Genomic DNA, 16,599 nt, shown 5'->3' with positions numbered 1-16,599 from the left:
TTAAACTACTTGAGTTTTGCACGGATCATAGCGCCAATTGCCGCCATGTCAGCTCGACCCATTACTTTAGGTTTCAATGATCCCATTACTTTACCCATATCCGCCATGGAGGAAGCGCCCATCTCAACGATGCTTGCTTCAACTAACGCTACAATTTCCTCTTCCGTAAGCGGCTGAGGAAGAAATTCACCAAGTACTTGGATCTCTTCTGTTTCAACTGAGGCTAGATCATCACGTCCTGCTGCTGCATATTGAGCAATAGAATCGCGACGCTGTTTAACCATTTTGGTTAAGACCGCTACAGCCTGTTCATCATTCAAAGATTCGCGGGTATCCACTTCAATTTGTTTGATGGCGGCTAGTGCCATACGAATTGTTCCCAAGCGTACCTTTTGTTTGGCACGCATGGCGACTTTCATTTGCTCTTTTAGCTGATCAATTAGGCTCATAATAGGATTAGTATAAACGTACGCGACGTGCGTTTTCGCGAGAAAGCTTCTTAGCAAGACGCTTGATAGCAGCGGCTTTAGCACGTTTACGTGCTGTAGTTGGCTTCTCGTAGAATTCACGAGCGCGAACGTCAGCTAAGATACCTGCTTTTTCACAAGAGCGCTTGAAACGACGAAGAGCTACGTCGAATGGTTCGTTTTCACGTACTTTAATAATTGGCATTTGCCATCACCCCTTAGGTGTCGGTTGCATTGAGACAATTACTTGACTCAGATAATTTAAAAATGGTGCGGAATTCTATACCGAGTCGTGCCCTTTTGTAAACCCTTATACCAATCATAATTGCTACAATAGATCTAAATTATGGGTTGAGCGTAATCATACTATGGAGTAATTAAAGCGTAGCAGGTAGAATTAGTGGCAATTGTATGCTGTAAAAGATGAGAGACAATGCGGGTTTTAGGAATAGAGACATCTTGCGATGAAACAGGGATTGCGGTTTATGATGATAAAAAAGGGCTTTTATCACATGCCCTTTATAGTCAGGTAAAGTTGCATGCCGATTACGGCGGCGTGGTGCCTGAGTTGGCGTCTCGGGATCATGTTCGTAAAATTGTGCCGTTGATCCGTCAGGCATTGTCCGATGCCAATTTGACCATCGATGATTTAGACGGTATTGCGTATACCAAAGGCCCTGGTTTAATCGGGGCGTTACTTGTTGGCGCATGTGTTGGTCGCGCTTTAGCTTTTTCATGGGACAAACCCGCCATTGGTGTTCATCACATGGAAGGGCATTTATTAGCGCCCATGTTAGAAGACGATGTGCCTGCGTTTCCGTTTCTTGCGTTGTTAGTATCTGGTGGACATTCAATGCTTGTGGGGGTTGAAGGTATTGGACGTTACGAAGTGCTGGGTGAGTCCGTTGATGATGCCGCCGGTGAAGCGTTTGATAAAACAGCTAAACTGATGGGGCTTGATTACCCTGGTGGGCCAAGACTTTCTAAATTGGCTGCTAAAGGTGTAGCCAACAGTTACCGCTTTCCAAGACCGATGACTGACAAGCCAGGGCTGAACTTTAGTTTTTCGGGCTTAAAGACATTTGCCGCCAATACGATTGCAGCAGAGCCTAACGATGAGCAAACTCGTGCGAATATCGCATGTGCGTTTGAAGAGGCTGTTGTTGATACGCTGGCAATAAAATGTAAACGCGCTTTGAAACAAACCGGTTACCAACGCTTAGTGGTGGCGGGCGGTGTAAGTGCTAATACCCGCTTACAAACATCATTAGCAGCAATGATGAAAACCCTCGGTGGCCAAGTCTATTACCCTCGAGGTGAATTTTGTACTGATAATGGTGCGATGATTGCTTACGCGGGGTTACAGCGTTTAAAAGCGGGTCAAACCGAAGACTTAGGCGTTAAGGGGCAACCAAGGTGGCCTTTAGATACATTGGAACCAGTGGATTAAGCGTTAATCTATTTGGTAAAAACGGCGCTATTTAGCGCCGTTTTTAATTTTTGAGTTTTAATTATTGGCTCAATAGTGATTATGTTTTACGGCGACGTTTGCGTGAGACTTTAGATTCATTACCACTGAGTAAACGCTTAATATTGTCTTTGTGACGAATCACAATGAGTGTGGATAACATCGCAACGGGGATAACAAACCTGTCGTCAAGCCACCATGTATAGACTGGCGCAAGGATTGCCGTACAAATAGCGGCTAACGATGAGTAGCGAGTAAGTAGTACGATTAAAGCCCATGTCAGCATTAAAAATAACGCTAGGTAATGGCCAATCGGAGCCATTGCGCCAAATGCGGTCGCGACACCTTTACCGCCTTTAAAACCAAAAAAAAGTGGGAAAATATGGCCGAGGCAGGCCGCAATCGCAACGAGTCCTAATGACACTGGGTCAACACCTAACCGATAGGCTAGATATGCGGGACCCGCGCCTTTGAGCATATCAAAAAATAACACTAACAACGCTGAACTTGCACCGCCAATACGCAATACATTGGTGGCTCCGGGGTTACCTGAGCCTTCGGTTCGAGGATCGGGTAAACCGCGCAATTTGCACACCAATACAGCACTCGATATCGAACCCGCTAAATAGGCGCCCACTATCAACATTATTGTCTGTACTATTAAGCTCAAATTGGTTTCCTTATCCGTCTTAGGGTATTATCGCGCCACATAAAAAATGCTCTATAGCGTTAAATTACTGGCCAGTATGTTAGTCAGCCTTTTTGAGCACTAAATACAGCTTTATAAAGCTTTTTCGCTACCTTGCGTCAAAGCCGCTGTTTTTAACAAATTCTTTAATTACGAGCACTTATCCTACTTGGATTTTGTCTCGTTCGAAAGAGCCATAGAGTATTATCTCTGCTTTGCGGTGGATTATATCCTTTTTGTTCGCATTAGCTTGTCAGACCTCAATGGCGAAGAATACAGTTTTGGAGAAATCATGGATAAAGTACTGATCAGAGAGCTTAAAGTAGAAACTGTTATTGGGGTCTATGAATGGGAAAAACAGATCAAGCAAACGTTATTGTTAGATCTTGATATGGCTTGGGATAATCGTTTAGCGGCGGCGAGTGATACTTACGAACATGCTCTGTGCTACGAAACGGTTTCCAATCGAATTACAGCGTTGATCACAGAAAAGCCTATTGAACTAATTGAAACTATTGCTGAAATGGTCGCTCAGTGTGTAATGAGCGAATTTAATGTGCAATGGGTAAAAGTGACCGTCATGAAGCCCGGTGCGGTGCCTACCGCTTCGGCTGTCGGGGTAACGATTGAACGAGGTTGTATTTAAATGGCGAAAATATACATAAGCTTAGGTAGTAACATCGAGCCGATTCGTTATTTAAAAGCCGCCTTAGTTGATTTAGATAAGCATTTTGAGTCGCTAGAGTTGTCGTCTGTTTTTGAAAGCGAAGCGGTTGGCTTTGATGGCACTAATTTTTTGAATATGGTGGTGGCAGCAGAAACACAATTATCGATTGAGCAGGTGGTGGCGACTTTTAAGCAAATCGAACAAGACCATGGCCGAGTTACCGGTGCGAAGAAGTTTGCGGCTAGGACCTTAGATCTCGATTTATTGTTATACGACAACGTGGTTTGTGATCTGCCAGTTGTACTTCCTCGTGGCGAAATATTATATAACGCCTTTGTGTTGTGGCCTTTAGCTGAAATTGCCCCAACTTTGATTCACCCCGTTGCAGGTTCGTCTTACCAAGACCTTTGGAACCAGTACGATAAAGCGCAACAAAATTTGTGGCCAATCGAATTTGATTGGTCGGCATAAAACTTTTTAACACAGGAATAGTTATGGATACGTTTCAGGTGATCATTTTGGCTCTTATTCAGGGGCTCACCGAGTTTTTACCGATTTCAAGTTCTGCGCATTTAATTTTACCGGCCCAATTATTAGATTGGCAGGACCAAGGCCTCACGTTTGATGTTGCCGTTAATACAGGGTCATTACTAGCCGTTGTCATGTATTTTCGTAAAGAGCTGTTGTCGATGTTTGTTGCGTGGACTAGCAGCCTTGTGAGTGGCAAGCAAACCGAAGAAAGTAAGTTGTCTTGGTGGATTATCTTAGCCACTATTCCTGCGGTGATTGTTGGGTTTACCGCAAAAGATTTTATCGCCACCCATTTGCGAAGCATTGAAGTTATTGCAGCAACAACCATTATTTTTGGCTTATTGTTGTGGTGGGCAGATAGAATGCAACGCCAAGGTTTCAATGAGTTTCAAGTTGGTTGGAAAAAAGCGTTGGCTATTGGTGTTGCGCAAGCTATGGCGCTTATACCTGGAACTTCACGTTCTGGGGCGACTATTACTGCCGCGTTAATGCTAGGCTTAAGCCGTGAAGCGGCGGCGAGGTTTTCATTTTTAATGTCGGTACCCGTGAGTTTAGGCGCCGCAATTTTGGTCATTAAAGACCTTATTTCAAGTGGTCAAGCGATTGACTATCAAGCGTTAGCGTTAGGCTCAGTGGTATCGTTTATCGCGGCCTATTTGTGTATTCACTATTTTCTAAAAATCATCAGCAAAATGGGAATGACCCCATTTGTTATTTACCGCCTCGTTTTAGGGGTTGTGCTGTGCGGTTTTATCTTTCTTTAGACTAACATTAGTCGTCTATAATTTTAATCTATCTTAACTACGAGCGTGTCATGAAAAGTATATATCTTTGCCCAACTTGCCAATCAGGCTTAATGGAGCATCAAGAGTCAAAAGGTCTGCATTGTGAAAACAAGCATCACTTTGACAAAAACGAGCAAGGATATTGGCTCTTTGGTCAGGTTAAAAAGCCAAAAGTAGATTCTCGTGCCGTAATGCGTGCTAAGCGTTATGTGCTTGAGTCTGGGATATATGTGCCGTTAGCTGAAAAATTAGCTGAAATCATTGCACAGTTACCGCAGTTTTCTACCAAAGAGTCTTTGTCACAACTCGATTATGATTGTGGTGAAGGATATTTCCTCAGAACCGTTAAAGCGATTCTAACCGAGCAGCTACCAGAGCTCTCAATTGAGCAAACTGGAGTGTCGGAAGCAGAAAACGCCATATTTGCTGCCGCTAAAGCGCAAGCTGGACCTACCTACATAGTGTCAAATCTAAAGCATCTACCGATTATTGATGAGAGTTTTGATTTGGTAACGCTTATTGATAAGCAGCTTAAAGGTAAAGAGTTGAGCCGAGTCTTGAAGCAGCAAGGTATTTTGCTTCATGTGGCAGCAGGGCCGAGGCACTTATGGCAGATAAGAGAGTTTATCTATCCTGAGTTGTCAGAAAAGCCAATCAGCACTAATTTGCCTAAAGAGCTAGAGTTACTGCAAAGTGAGCGCCTTTCTATTAATGTGAACGTATCTGGCGAGCAAGCTATCGCTCTGCTTGAAATGACGCCTTACGCTTGGCGGGCAAATGACAATGTGCGTCACAATATTCAACACGCAAAGTTCGATACGTTAGAAATAGACTTTGTTATTAACGTGATGACTAGAAAATAATCTTGCCTCAGGGTAATCTTTTTGTAAGTTTAACTTAATGGAATGCTAAATACTGATGATGCGTATATTGTTGTTCATTCTAGCTGCGGTGCCGCTGGTTTCATTTGCTAATGTTTATCATATCCCGCAAGACGGCGGGCGTTTGGTGGGCAAAATTCAAGAGCATGTGGTGGCTAAAGGGGATTATTTTCAGACCATCTCTAAACAATACAATATTGGTATTTTGGAGTTAATGGAGTCTAACCCTGGGGTGGATCCATTTTTGCCAACACCGGGCAGTCGCTTATTGATCCCAACACAAATGTTATTGCCGGATGTGCCTCATAACGGCATTGTGATCAACTTAGCAGAACTAAGGCTGTATTACTTTCCTAAAGGTGGCAAGCTTGTTCATGTGTTTCCTGTCGGTATTGGAAGAATTGGCCGTGAAACCCCCGAAATGGTGACAAAGGTTAAGTCTCGTATCCCTAACCCAAGCTGGACCCCTCCTGCGAGCTTACGTAAGGAGCATTTTGAATTGCACGGTGAAAGATACCCACCAGTGGTGCCAGCCGGGCCTGATAATCCATTAGGTAAATTTGCGATTCAGCTGTCACATGGTGACGGTAGTTATTTGATCCATGGTACCAACAAAGATTTTGGCATTGGCATGCGCGTCAGCGCCGGTTGTATACGATTAAACCCTAACGACATAGAATGGCTATTTAACCAGGTTAAATATAAAGATCCGGTAACCATTATTAACCAAACTGTTAAAGTGTCGTCTGAGCCCAATGGTGATCATCTGATTGAAGTTCACTCACCGTTGTCTAAGTCGCACTCAGACAATAACGAAGTCATAGAGCTTAAGCGTGAAGTCGTAGCGTTTATTGGCCAAGATGCAATTGATTACACTAAAGCGAATGACGCGTTGCTAGCTCAAAGTGGCATTCCGGTTAATATAAAAAAATAGTGTGAGTATATAAGCTTAATTGAGCGCCCATATTGGGCGCTTTTTTGTGGCCTGCAGTTATCAAGTGCGCATGTAATTGCGAAAGTATATGGATTAAATTGCAGTTATTATAATTATTTAGTCAATTGATGCCACGATTTTAGGTTCAGCTGAAGAGAGTTGTGTAGGCTCTAAAGTGAAATATAAATCCTTGGCAACAATCACGATAAGCAGCGATTTATTGCTATCAGCAGTAATGTTTTAATTTGTAACAAATGCTGAGTTGAATATGGAAAACTAACATAAACGACCAAGTAACATGATGCAGTGATTACTGCAATATATTGCATAGCTACGCTACCGCTTATTTAAAGTGGCGTTAATGCGGTTGTAAATATTTGTGGCTGTTAAAGAAAGGGCGAATATTGGGAGCCATGAATTAGGCTATGTAATAAAAGTTACTTTACTGCAGATAAATTAAAGGCTTGGTCAAGAAACCTTGAAACCAAGCCTTTGGTATTAACTCAACGGCTAATGCCGAAACGAATTACTTCTTGTAAGAAGAAGCTACGTTGTCAATACGGTCGTTTGCACGCTTAGCTTCTGCTTGTGCGTCCATTGCTGCTGCTTTAGCATCATTGATGTCAGCAGACAATTTACCGTGATCTGATTTTAGAGAGCTAACTTCAGCTGAAAGTTGGTCAACTTTGTTGCCCAAGTTTGCAACGCTTTCTTCAAGAACGGTAGTGTTTGCACAACCACCTAGAAGGGCTGTCATTGCTACACCAGCAATCATAAGTACTTTTTTATTCATCGGGAATTCCCTTAATTAAGGTTGAGTAAATTAGCACAGCTGTAAGTAACAACTGAACAAGTTAATTATGTCATAGACAAAAAAAATTGCTACGCATATAACGCTAACATTTGAATACCTTAGCGAAAATTTGCTTAATTGCAAGCTCAGTATAATTTAAATGCTAAGTAACACTGTTATAATGTTAGACCATATATGTAATTTTAAGTTTATTTTTTGTCTTGAGCATAAATTGCATAATTATTTTTAATCTGTTGAACTGCTGCAACACGTTTTATGGTGAGCTGCTTTCGTATGTCTGCTCCGTGAAACCCTGCGTCAATAATACTTTTTACGGCTACCGCTGCTGCTGCGGTAAAGCATTGCTCAACGTACTGAGCTTGCGGGTAGTCGCTAAGCTCAAATCCTGTGCGTCCTTTTGCATCGGCTTCGCAACAGAGTAACAATTGTGGCAACCGTTGTGGTTTGCGCCAAAAATCAGCTTGGTCGAATATTTTGATGAGCGTCTCTGCTCGCAGTTCCGTGGCATTGTGTATGTTTTGGTGCTGGTCGCTTACCAACAGCGCCAGATCTCGGTATTCGTTTGGCACCCTAAATCGGCTGCACAGTGCTTTGATAAGTGGTAAGCCTTTTTGGCCATGACCATGGTGTTTCGGTAGCGACTCTTTAGGGCTTAACGCTTTGCCCAAATCATGCACCAAAGCGGCAAACCTAACCGCATTATCACCTGATAACTTCGTGGCTTGCTCTAGCACCATTAATGTATGGATCCCGGTGTCGATTTCAGGGTGCCATTGTTCTGGTTGTGGAATGCCAAATAGCGCTTCAATTTCTGGGAATAAAATCGCCAGCGCGCCGCACTCTCTTAACACACTAAAAAATACCTGCGGCGCTGTAGATGACAGTGCTTTATCAAGTTCAATATAAACCCTTTCTGGGGTTAAGGCTTGCAGTTCGCCGCTGCGACTAATCTCGCTCATTAATGCCATCGTGTCGCTGGCAACAGTAAAGCCTAAGCTGTTAAAGCGGGCGGCAAAGCGGGCAACACGTAATACGCGTAGTGGGTCTTCTACGAAGGCATCGGACACATGCCTTAATAGGCGTGCATTGAGATCGGTAACACCTTGGTACGGATCATGCTGATTGCCATCTTCATCTTGGGCTATGGCATTAATGGTCAAGTCTCGGCGCAGGAGATCTTGCTCTAAGGTTACACTCGGAGCTGCGTTAACACTAAAGCCACCGTAGCCTGCCGCGGTCTTACGTTCGGTTCTTGCCAACGCATATTCTTGTTGAGTTTTAGGGTGTAAAAATACCGGAAAGTCTTTGCCAACCTGCTTAAAACCTTGAGCAATCATTTGTTCAGGCGTGGCACCTACGACCATATAGTCACGGTCTTTTATCGGCAGGTTGAGTAATTTATCGCGGACAGCGCCGCCAACGAGATAGATTTTCACAGTAAAGCTCATTTATGGACATAAGTATTAGTTTAGCATGGATAAATTGATGTTCGTTGCCCAAATAATATCCGATTAACCTCTTACTTTAGCAGTTTAAGTTGTAGCAAGTTTTGACAACTGATCTGCTTGGCTTTAACGTGAGGGCAATTGATAACATATTGCCTAAGCATCAAGTGCCCGTTGTTTTGTATATCACACCTAAAGGGGTGATGTTTCGGCCATTATTATGTGAAATTTACCAGCAGGTCATTTGCAGCCATATGGCGGTATACCGGCTCCAACAAGGATAAAAAGCAGCATGTACAAGGCTTTTTTTGGATTGAAAGATAATCCGTTTTCTATCGCCCCCAATCCTCACTACCTGTTTTTAAGTGATCGCCATAGAGAAGCTCTCGCACATCTAACTTATGGTCTCGGTGAGACCGGTGGTTTTGTATTGTTAACTGGGGAAGTCGGAACTGGAAAAACCACCGTTTCGCGCTGTTTACTCAATCAACTACCAGATAATACCGATACGGCTTTTATTCTTAATCCCTCTTTAACTGAATTAGAATTACTTGCCACCTTGTGCGATGAATTAAAGATAAGCTACGGCGAGTCGCCAACATTAAAACAACTGACTGACCATATCAGTACTTTTTTGCTTAATAATCATCGTCAGGGCCGTAATACCGTGTTGATCATCGATGAGGCGCAGCACCTTAGGCCAGAGGTGCTTGAACAGTTGCGCTTATTAACCAATTTAGAGACCGACACCAAAAAATTGCTACAAGTGATTTTAATTGGTCAGCCAGAATTACAGCAATTGTTAAAGCGGCAAGAGTTGCGCCAGCTCGCGCAGCGTATTACCGCGCGATACCATTTATTGCCACTAACGCTTGAAGAGGTTGGGCTTTATGTTCAGCACCGCCTGCAAGTTGCTGGGCGGCATGAGCCTCTATTTAATAAAGGTGCATTTAAAGCTTTGCACAAATACAGTGGCGGCATTCCAAGGCTGATTAATTTGCTATGTGAGCGAGCTTTGATGGCCAGTTACGGCCAATCTAAAGTCCCCGTAGATAGAAAAATGGTGCTAATGGCAGCACAAGAAGTGCTTGGTGAAGCACCTGAAAAAAACAGGTTAGGGTTCGTTATAGCGGCAGCTGCAATGTTAGTGTTGACCTTTGCAGGCACTTTGTATCTATTTAGTTTACAGCAACACAGTGCTTCAAGTGCCAACCAAGAAATGACCAATACCGTTGCTACCCTTGATACACCTTCTAGCGATGATGCGCAGACAGAACTTACCGCAAGACATAAAAGTAACACTCAGCAAGTGCTACAAGCGGCGATATCCCAAAGTCGTGACATTAACAGTGCTTATGCCAGTATTCTTGGTTTGTGGGATAAAAGCCCGTATATAGGGTTAACCGCTTGTCAGTCGGCAAAACAACAAGGTTTATCTTGTTTTCAGCAACAGGGTAACTGGAACTCATTAATAAGGCTTAACTTTCCAGCCGTGGTTTATCTTATTGATGATAACCAACAACCATTTTATGGCACTGTGGTGGCCAGACAAGGCGAACAATTATTGCTGCAACTTAATGAGCAGCAATTGTGGGTAAAACGCGATTGGTTTACACGCCACTTTCTGGGGACTTTCGAAATCCTCTGGCAAGCGCCAGACCATACTGTCAGTGAGATTAGCCGCTCAGCTAACCAAGCTCAACTGCAGTGGTTAGAAAATAGTTTAGCGCAAGTGAGCAATTCAACCCCAAGGCTAGTGAGTCGGTTTGATCGTCAATTAGAGCAAAAGGTAGAGGCATTTCAGCGCCAACATGGTTTAACTGCTGATGGCATAGCGGGTGCGCAAACGCTAGTGCAGCTCAATCTCTATTTAAGTGAGGTTGGCCCACGTTTAGGCCAGTCTAAGAGGTTGTATTAATGTCTATTTTACTTGACGCTGTCACTAAAGATAAACAGCAATCTCAAGCGATACAACACGATGTGGTGTTAACTCCGCGAGCGCCATATCAAGCAAGTCATAGCGAGTCTGTTGTGACAAGGCTGGCTGTTTTTGTCAGTTTATTGATATTTACTGTGGCGCTAGCGTGGGTGCTCAGCCAGTTTATTGCGTCTAACAACTTAGCTGCGAATCAGATTAAACCGGTAGCCGAACAGGAACCGATAAATACTTCATTAGCCGCGGATACAAAGATAAGCTCGTTAAATGGCAGTGAGCCGAGTGTAATGCTTGCTGGTAAAGTGACGCTACCGATTGCTAAAGCGCAGCCTCGTGCTGAGTTGCAACCTGCAGCTAATATGGTTACCAAAGCACCTGCAAACAGTTTGATGGCGCAAGTGCTTAGCGCGCAGCAAAGTATTGAAGCGCAAGCATCGAGCGCTGACGTAAAACCTCAAGCCGAGAGCCTTAAACCCGAAGCGATAATATTAGGGGCAAACGCGAACCAACGTGGTCAAGATGTGTTAGCGTCGCTGCAATACGAAGTAGATCTTGCCGCGGCAGATGTTGGATTAGATAAAAAACCGACAGAAAACGCACAAAAGAGCCATGATTTAGTTGCGGCTTTTGAAGCTGCGCTAAAAGAGGTTGAGCTTGAAAACTCAGTCTCGGCTCCGGTGACTGAACCATTATTAGATCCTATTCCAGCTCAAGCCAAAAATGATGGTATTCCAAAATACGGGCAATTACCTGCGAGCTTGCAGAGGCAAGTCCCCGAGTTCAACATTAACGCCCATGTTTACTCAACGATTGAGGACCACTGCTGGTTGAGTGTTGATGGGACAGAGCTACAGCAAGGCGATAAAATTCAAGGTAAGCTGACCATTGTAGAAATTAGGCCGCGAGATGTAGTGTTATCAATACAAGGGACAGAATTTACTGTGCCAGCGATTTAAGTGAACCACTCTAGCCGAGCTATTGCTGCCACCGTCTGGGGCTGAGAGCAATAAAAAAGGAACACCGAGGTGTTCCTTTTTTTTGGAGCGCGAAAATGGTTCGAGGTATTAGCCTTTAGCCATTTTTGCAAATACGCGATCCGCGGCAGCAAGAGTGGCTTCAAGCTCTGCTTCGCCATGGGCAAGCGACAAGAATCCAGCTTCAAAAGCACTCGGCGCTAAGTAAACACCTTCATCTAACATGCCGTGGTAAAACTCAGGGAACATCGCAGCATCACATTGAGTGACTTGCTCAAACGAAGTCACTTTTTCAGCATCGGTAAAGAAGAAACCAAACATGCCACCAACGTAGTTGATTGCCATTGGGATCCCGTGTTTGTTAGCCGAGGCTTTCAGGCCTTCAGCAATGTACTGCGTTTTCGCTGCTAGCTGTTCATAAACACCGTCTTCACATAGTGCTTCCATTTGGGCAAGACCCGCAGACATTGCAATTGGGTTACCAGACAATGTACCAGCTTGGTATACCGGACCTGTTGGCGCAATAAATTGCATTACATCTTTACGGCCACCAAAAGCACCAACTGGCATACCACCACCAATGACTTTACCAAGTGTAGTTAAGTCAGGTGTTACGCCGTAGTGACCTTGAGCGCCGCTTTTAGATACGCGGAATCCGGTCATCACTTCATCAATAATCATCAATGCGCCGTATTCGTCACAAATGGCACGTAGACCTTGTAAGAAACCATCAACTGGTGGGATACAGTTCATGTTGCCAGCAACTGGCTCAAGGATGATGCACGAAATTGCATCAGGGTATTGTTCAAATAACGCTTTAACTGACTCAAGGTCGTTATAAGTCGCAGTTAATGTGTGTTTAGCAAAGTCTTCAGGGATACCTGGAGAGCTTGGTTGACCCAAGGTTAATGCACCTGAACCGGCTTTAACAAGTAAGCAGTCAGCGTGGCCATGGTAGCAACCTTCAAACTTTAAGATTTTGTCACGGTTGGTGAAACCACGAGCAAGACGAATCGCACTCATTGTGGCTTCTGTACCAGAGCTCACCATGCGAACTTGTTCCATTGAAGGCACCATTTCAATGACTTTTTCAGCCATAGCAACTTCAAGCTCAGTTGGCGCGCCAAATGACAAACCATTTTCAACAGCGTTAAGTACCGCTTGACGGATTTTTGGGTGGTTATGACCTAAAATCATTGGTCCCCAAGAGCCAACGTAATCGATGTACTTGTTACCGTCGGCATCAAAAATATAAGCGCCATCAGCTTTTTCAATAAAACGTGGCGCACCACCTACACTGCTAAATGCGCGGACTGGAGAGTTAACGCCGCCTGGAATAGTTTGTTTAGCCTGTTCAAAAAGTTCGTCGGAACGGGTCATTTTAGATCCTTAAAAGTCGTAGCTTGTTTAAAATTCAGCTTTTCGTGAATACCAATTAACTGGGTGCTCATATTGCTCTAATTGAGAGTCTACACCAAGCGTCAGTGCGAACAGTGCCATACGAATTAATAAACCATTATCTGCCTGCCTAAAAATGGCGAGGTTAGGGTTGTTATTAAGATCGTTATCCAGCTCATTTGCTTGTTCACGAGAATCTCGTGGCAGAGGATGCATGATCACTGTGTTTGATTTGCAATTTTTTGTATAAATACTTTGGTTTAATCTGAACTTTCCGCGGTATTTATTTGCTTCATCTTGAGAAGGGAAGCGCTCTTCTTGAATGCGAGTTAGATACAATATATCAGCGCGGTCTAAATTACCCTCAAGTTGATCTGTTATTGTGATCTTATGCCCAGCATTTTCAATGTCACTGATCACATAGTCAGGCATTGCTAGCTCTTTGGGGGAAACTAATGTGAAGCTGACATCTTTATACATACACAATAAACGCGACAGCGAATGTACAGTTCGGCCAAATTTTAAGTCACCCACCATAGCAATGTGCATACCGCTAATGTCGCGTCCACCTGCCTGTAACTCTTTTTGAATTGTAAATAGGTCTAATAATGCTTGAGTTGGGTGCTCGTTCGAGCCATCGCCACCATTAATTACCGGCACGCGGCTACCTTGGGCAAACTCTTTAACTGAAAAAGCATCAGGATGACGCATCGCTATTACATCAGAGTAGCTAGATAAAACGCGGGCGGTGTCGTATAGCGATTCGCCTTTTGATAACGAAGAAGATGCCATACCCACGGTTTCACTCACCTTGCCGCCCAGTAAGTTAAAGGCACAACCAAAACTTATTCGGGTACGAGTACTCGGTTCAAAAAATAGGTTGCCCAATACTGCGCCATCTAAAACGGAGGTACGTTTTTGCCGTAAGGCATAAGGGGTCATTCTGGAGGCAACATTAAATATGGTTTGTACGGCTTCCAAATCAAGCTGGTTTACCGAGAGGATATGTGAACCTTGAAACTGAGTCATCAGCCTTTATTTCCAATTTCTGGGGGGCGATATTGTTAGCGTTAAAACGCGACAATTAAGCCCTAAGTTTATGTAGGGTGGCTGAGGCGGCACTATAGCAAAAATTATGGGGTAGTGGAATATCTGTGCGATTGATATTAGTGATTGACGGGATAAGGCGACGTGAGTCCCAGGCCGTATTATTAAACGGTTACAGCATTAAAATGATCACGCCCATTAATCAGATATCACGCTAAGTTTGGTTTTTCCCGTAATTTATTGGGCTTGGTGCTTGCTATCTGTCATCTGGGTGCGTAAAAATGCGCAATAGCGTTAAGTTTTGATTAAAAAACATCGATCTGGAAGGTTAAACTTGGACCACATAATTTGGAATATTGACCCTGTAGCCATTAGCTTTATGGGGCTTAAAATACACTGGTACGGCATACTATTTGCGCTGGCAATAGCCTCTGGCTTTCTTGTTATGAAGCGGATATATGTACAGGAGAAATTGCCAGTAGAGTCATTAGATAACTTACTGATGTATTGTGTTATCGGCATTATTGTTGGTGCGCGCTTAGCGCATTGTATATTTTACGACCCTGCTTACTATTTTAGTCATCCAGTCAAAATTCTTGCGATATGGGAAGGGGGGCTAGCGAGTCACGGTGGTGGACTAGGTGCAATTTTGGCGCTGTATTATTATCAACGTCAAATGAAATTGCCATTTTTGTTTTTACTCGACCGCTTGGCAATTGCCACTGCAATTTTTGGCTTTTTTGTGCGCGTGGCCAATTTCATCAACTCAGAAATATTGGGGTTACCTACTAATGCGCCGTGGGGCATTATCTTTGAGCGTATTGATTTAACACCGCGTCATCCGGCGCAGCTATATGAGGCACTGGCTTATTTGTCGATTTTTGTTTTATTGTGGGCACTGTATAAGTTGACTGAAATGAAGCAAAAACATGGCGCTATTTTCGGTTTGTTCTTAGTGTTGGTGTTTAGTGCGCGTTTTGCGATTGAAGCTGTAAAAGTAAAGCAGGCGGTTTACGCTGACACTTGGACGTTTAGTGCCGGTCAGTTGCTTAGTATTCCATTTTTATTAGTGGGAGTTGTGTTATTACTATTACCATATTTACGTCAGCGTAAAGCGAGCTCATAAGGCCTACGATAGATGAGCCAACATGCTTTATGTAAGTTTTAAAAGCGTGTTGGCGAATATATGCGCATTCGTTCACTGGTAAGGGTTAGCAATCCCTGTGTGGCCAAATTACTGCGCTTTAAAAAGTGAACTCATTTTTAAATGAGTTAAAATAGCCGATGAAATGTAGCTCATATTTCAGCGTTGAAGGCTATTTTGGTATGGGGGAGTGTTAGTTAAGTCAGGTTTAAACATTTTACCTAAATTTTTAGGTGTTAAATGGCTGAAACTTGGTAAGCTAGGGAAAAGGGGTTGAACCCAAATGCCGTAAGTTTATTGCTTATTGAGCATATGAATAAATACAATAAAAGGTTTAATGCGTCACATGACAGATCTTGAGCAGCAGGTATTTACTCAAGTACGCGCAATTATCAGCAACGAAGAGCAGGTAATTGGTCGTAGAGGGATTCTTATCCCATTAAAAAAGGCGATTATTGCCGATGGTGACATTCGAAATGTGATCGATATAGTCTCGTCAGACCCAGCACTAGCGGCACACTTGTTGTGGCGGAGTAGTTCGGCTAATCATGTGGCAGGTTACTCAACTAAAAATCGTTCATTAAAAGATGCACTTGTTCGGCTTGGCCAGGTGAATATCTATCGCTATGCGTTTACTTTTTATTTAAAAGAACGGTTAGACGAGCTGAATGAGCCATACAAAAAATTAGTTCAAGCTTATTGGGCGCTGACTGAAGCGATAGCAATAGAAGCGGTAGACAATCTTCATCAAATGGAGCGTTATGATATTAGCCCAGATGAAGTGCAAACTTTAGCGCTATTTAGTGTCTTTGGTGAAATTATTGCATTAACTGCATTTGCGTATATCAATATTGATAGAGACAGACCTTACTCACTTGCGGTGCTTAAATCACTGATTGAAAGTCAGCAGCAAACACTCACCATTGAAGCCTTTACTTCTTTGGGACTTGATGAAGAGTTACATGATGAGTTTTTAATTGCGCATAACTTAAATCAAACCCACAATTTAGCATCACCAGGCTTGATACTGCGTGACATTTTAGCCAAAAGAAAGCTGCTGTTGTGTCCGTTATAAAATAATCTGCGTGACAATAAAGCCTGCATTTGCAGGCTTTATTGTCATTGAGCGCTTAGTTAATTTGTGTCGGTACGTACCTTCCTAGGTAATTGTTTTAGCCCTATGATTGGCTTCCCTCCTGATGTTTTCTCACGTTACTTTGAAATTAATAGCCACTGCGAAACATTAAGCGACGCCAATAGGCGTTCAGGCTCTTATGGTATTGGCTTGGCTTTATATTTTGTCCGCTTGAATGTGAGAATAGCGTAACGTGTAAATAAATAAGTTATAGCTTTCTAAGTCGGTCGTGGCGTCAGCTTAAACTGGTTTTAAGCATCTATTGGTAATCGTTATATGGCTTAA

General features: G+C 43.3%; 17 protein-coding genes. 10 read left to right on the top strand and 7 right to left on the bottom strand.

All coding sequences use genetic code 11. The features are described from left to right. Positions 1-5 precede the first annotated feature (5 nt). Both RGE70_RS13980 and rpsU read right to left on the bottom strand, forming a co-directional pair. Positions 6-449: a GatB/YqeY domain-containing protein gene (locus tag RGE70_RS13980; RefSeq protein ID WP_310472050.1), complete on the bottom strand. Its 444-nt coding sequence runs from the start codon at positions 447-449 to the stop codon at positions 6-8. A gap of 7 nt (positions 450-456) precedes the next feature. Continuing rightward, positions 457-672: a 30S ribosomal protein S21 gene (gene rpsU, locus RGE70_RS13975; RefSeq protein ID WP_020911290.1), complete on the bottom strand. Its 216-nt coding sequence runs from the start codon at positions 670-672 to the stop codon at positions 457-459. A gap of 228 nt (positions 673-900) precedes the next feature. Between rpsU and tsaD the strand changes: the two genes are divergently transcribed. Then, positions 901-1,917, top strand: a complete 1,017-nt coding sequence (gene tsaD, locus RGE70_RS13970; RefSeq protein ID WP_310472049.1) for a tRNA (adenosine(37)-N6)-threonylcarbamoyltransferase complex transferase subunit TsaD — start codon at positions 901-903, stop codon at positions 1,915-1,917. A gap of 79 nt (positions 1,918-1,996) precedes the next feature. Here tsaD and plsY read toward each other — a convergent pair whose 3' ends face one another. Then, positions 1,997-2,581 carry a glycerol-3-phosphate 1-O-acyltransferase PlsY gene (plsY, locus tag RGE70_RS13965; protein ID WP_375087952.1) on the bottom strand — a complete coding sequence of 195 codons (585 nt, stop codon included), beginning with the start codon at positions 2,579-2,581 and terminating at the stop codon, positions 1,997-1,999. 334 nt (positions 2,582-2,915) lie between these two features. Here plsY and folB point away from each other — a divergent pair, with 334 nt between their 5' ends. The 5 genes from folB to RGE70_RS13940 are packed head-to-tail and all read left to right on the top strand — an operon-like array spanning position 2,916 to position 6,421. Further along, positions 2,916-3,269, top strand: coding sequence for a dihydroneopterin aldolase (gene folB, locus RGE70_RS13960; protein ID WP_310472047.1), 354 nt, complete (start codon positions 2,916-2,918; stop codon positions 3,267-3,269). Next, the gene (folK, locus tag RGE70_RS13955) at positions 3,270-3,761 is read left to right on the top strand and encodes a 2-amino-4-hydroxy-6-hydroxymethyldihydropteridine diphosphokinase (protein ID WP_310472046.1); all 492 of its coding nucleotides are present in this window, start codon (positions 3,270-3,272) and stop codon (positions 3,759-3,761) included. A 23-nt stretch (positions 3,762-3,784) separates the two neighbouring features. Continuing rightward, complete coding sequence (locus RGE70_RS13950; protein WP_310472045.1) at positions 3,785-4,585, top strand: undecaprenyl-diphosphate phosphatase; 801 nt, start codon at positions 3,785-3,787, stop codon at positions 4,583-4,585. Positions 4,586-4,635: 50 nt separating this feature from the next. Next, positions 4,636-5,469, top strand: coding sequence for a putative RNA methyltransferase (locus RGE70_RS13945; protein WP_310472044.1), 834 nt, complete (start codon positions 4,636-4,638; stop codon positions 5,467-5,469). A 55-nt stretch (positions 5,470-5,524) separates the two neighbouring features. Further along, positions 5,525-6,421 carry a L,D-transpeptidase family protein gene (locus tag RGE70_RS13940; protein ID WP_310472043.1) on the top strand — a complete coding sequence of 299 codons (897 nt, stop codon included), beginning with the start codon at positions 5,525-5,527 and terminating at the stop codon, positions 6,419-6,421. Between the two features lie 526 nt (positions 6,422-6,947). Here the strand turns inward: RGE70_RS13940 and RGE70_RS13935 are convergent. Continuing rightward, entirely contained in the window at positions 6,948-7,214 is a 267-nt protein-coding gene (locus tag RGE70_RS13935; protein WP_310472042.1) for an Lpp/OprI family alanine-zipper lipoprotein, read from the bottom strand. A 209-nt stretch (positions 7,215-7,423) separates the two neighbouring features. Further along, positions 7,424-8,671, bottom strand: a complete 1,248-nt coding sequence (locus RGE70_RS13930) for a multifunctional CCA addition/repair protein (RefSeq protein WP_310472041.1) — start codon at positions 8,669-8,671, stop codon at positions 7,424-7,426. A 301-nt stretch (positions 8,672-8,972) separates the two neighbouring features. On the opposite strand from RGE70_RS13930, the gene RGE70_RS13925 reads away from it, so the two are divergent. Then, on the top strand, positions 8,973-10,598 hold the full coding sequence (locus RGE70_RS13925; protein ID WP_310472040.1) for an ExeA family protein: 1,626 nt from the start codon (positions 8,973-8,975) through the stop codon (positions 10,596-10,598). Continuing rightward, complete coding sequence (locus RGE70_RS13920; RefSeq protein ID WP_310472039.1) at positions 10,598-11,572, top strand: general secretion pathway protein GspB; 975 nt, start codon at positions 10,598-10,600, stop codon at positions 11,570-11,572. Before RGE70_RS13925 ends, RGE70_RS13920 begins: the two co-directional genes overlap by 1 nt. A gap of 108 nt (positions 11,573-11,680) precedes the next feature. Here the strand turns inward: RGE70_RS13920 and hemL are convergent, their stop codons facing one another. Together hemL and RGE70_RS13910 are read right to left on the bottom strand one after the other, a co-directional pair. Beyond that, on the bottom strand, positions 11,681-12,970 hold the full coding sequence (gene hemL, locus RGE70_RS13915; protein WP_310472038.1) for a glutamate-1-semialdehyde 2,1-aminomutase: 1,290 nt from the start codon (positions 12,968-12,970) through the stop codon (positions 11,681-11,683). A gap of 27 nt (positions 12,971-12,997) precedes the next feature. Beyond that, a complete protein-coding gene (locus tag RGE70_RS13910) occupies positions 12,998-14,017 on the bottom strand; it encodes an aspartate carbamoyltransferase (protein ID WP_310472037.1) in 1,020 nt (339 codons plus the stop codon). A gap of 352 nt (positions 14,018-14,369) precedes the next feature. Here RGE70_RS13910 and lgt point away from each other — a divergent pair, with 352 nt between their 5' ends. Next, entirely contained in the window at positions 14,370-15,161 is a 792-nt protein-coding gene (gene lgt / locus RGE70_RS13905) for a prolipoprotein diacylglyceryl transferase (protein WP_310472036.1), read from the top strand. 364 nt (positions 15,162-15,525) lie between these two features. Then, the gene (locus RGE70_RS13900) at positions 15,526-16,254 is read left to right on the top strand and encodes an HDOD domain-containing protein (RefSeq protein WP_310472991.1); all 729 of its coding nucleotides are present in this window, start codon (positions 15,526-15,528) and stop codon (positions 16,252-16,254) included. Positions 16,255-16,599: the final 345 nt, after the last annotated feature.

The organism is Shewanella youngdeokensis, assembly GCF_033180165.1.
Lineage (GTDB): Bacteria > Pseudomonadota > Gammaproteobacteria > Enterobacterales > Shewanellaceae > Shewanella > Shewanella youngdeokensis.
The sequence above is the reverse complement of the archived record's forward strand: the minus strand, read 5'-3'. Positions and strand labels throughout refer to the sequence as shown.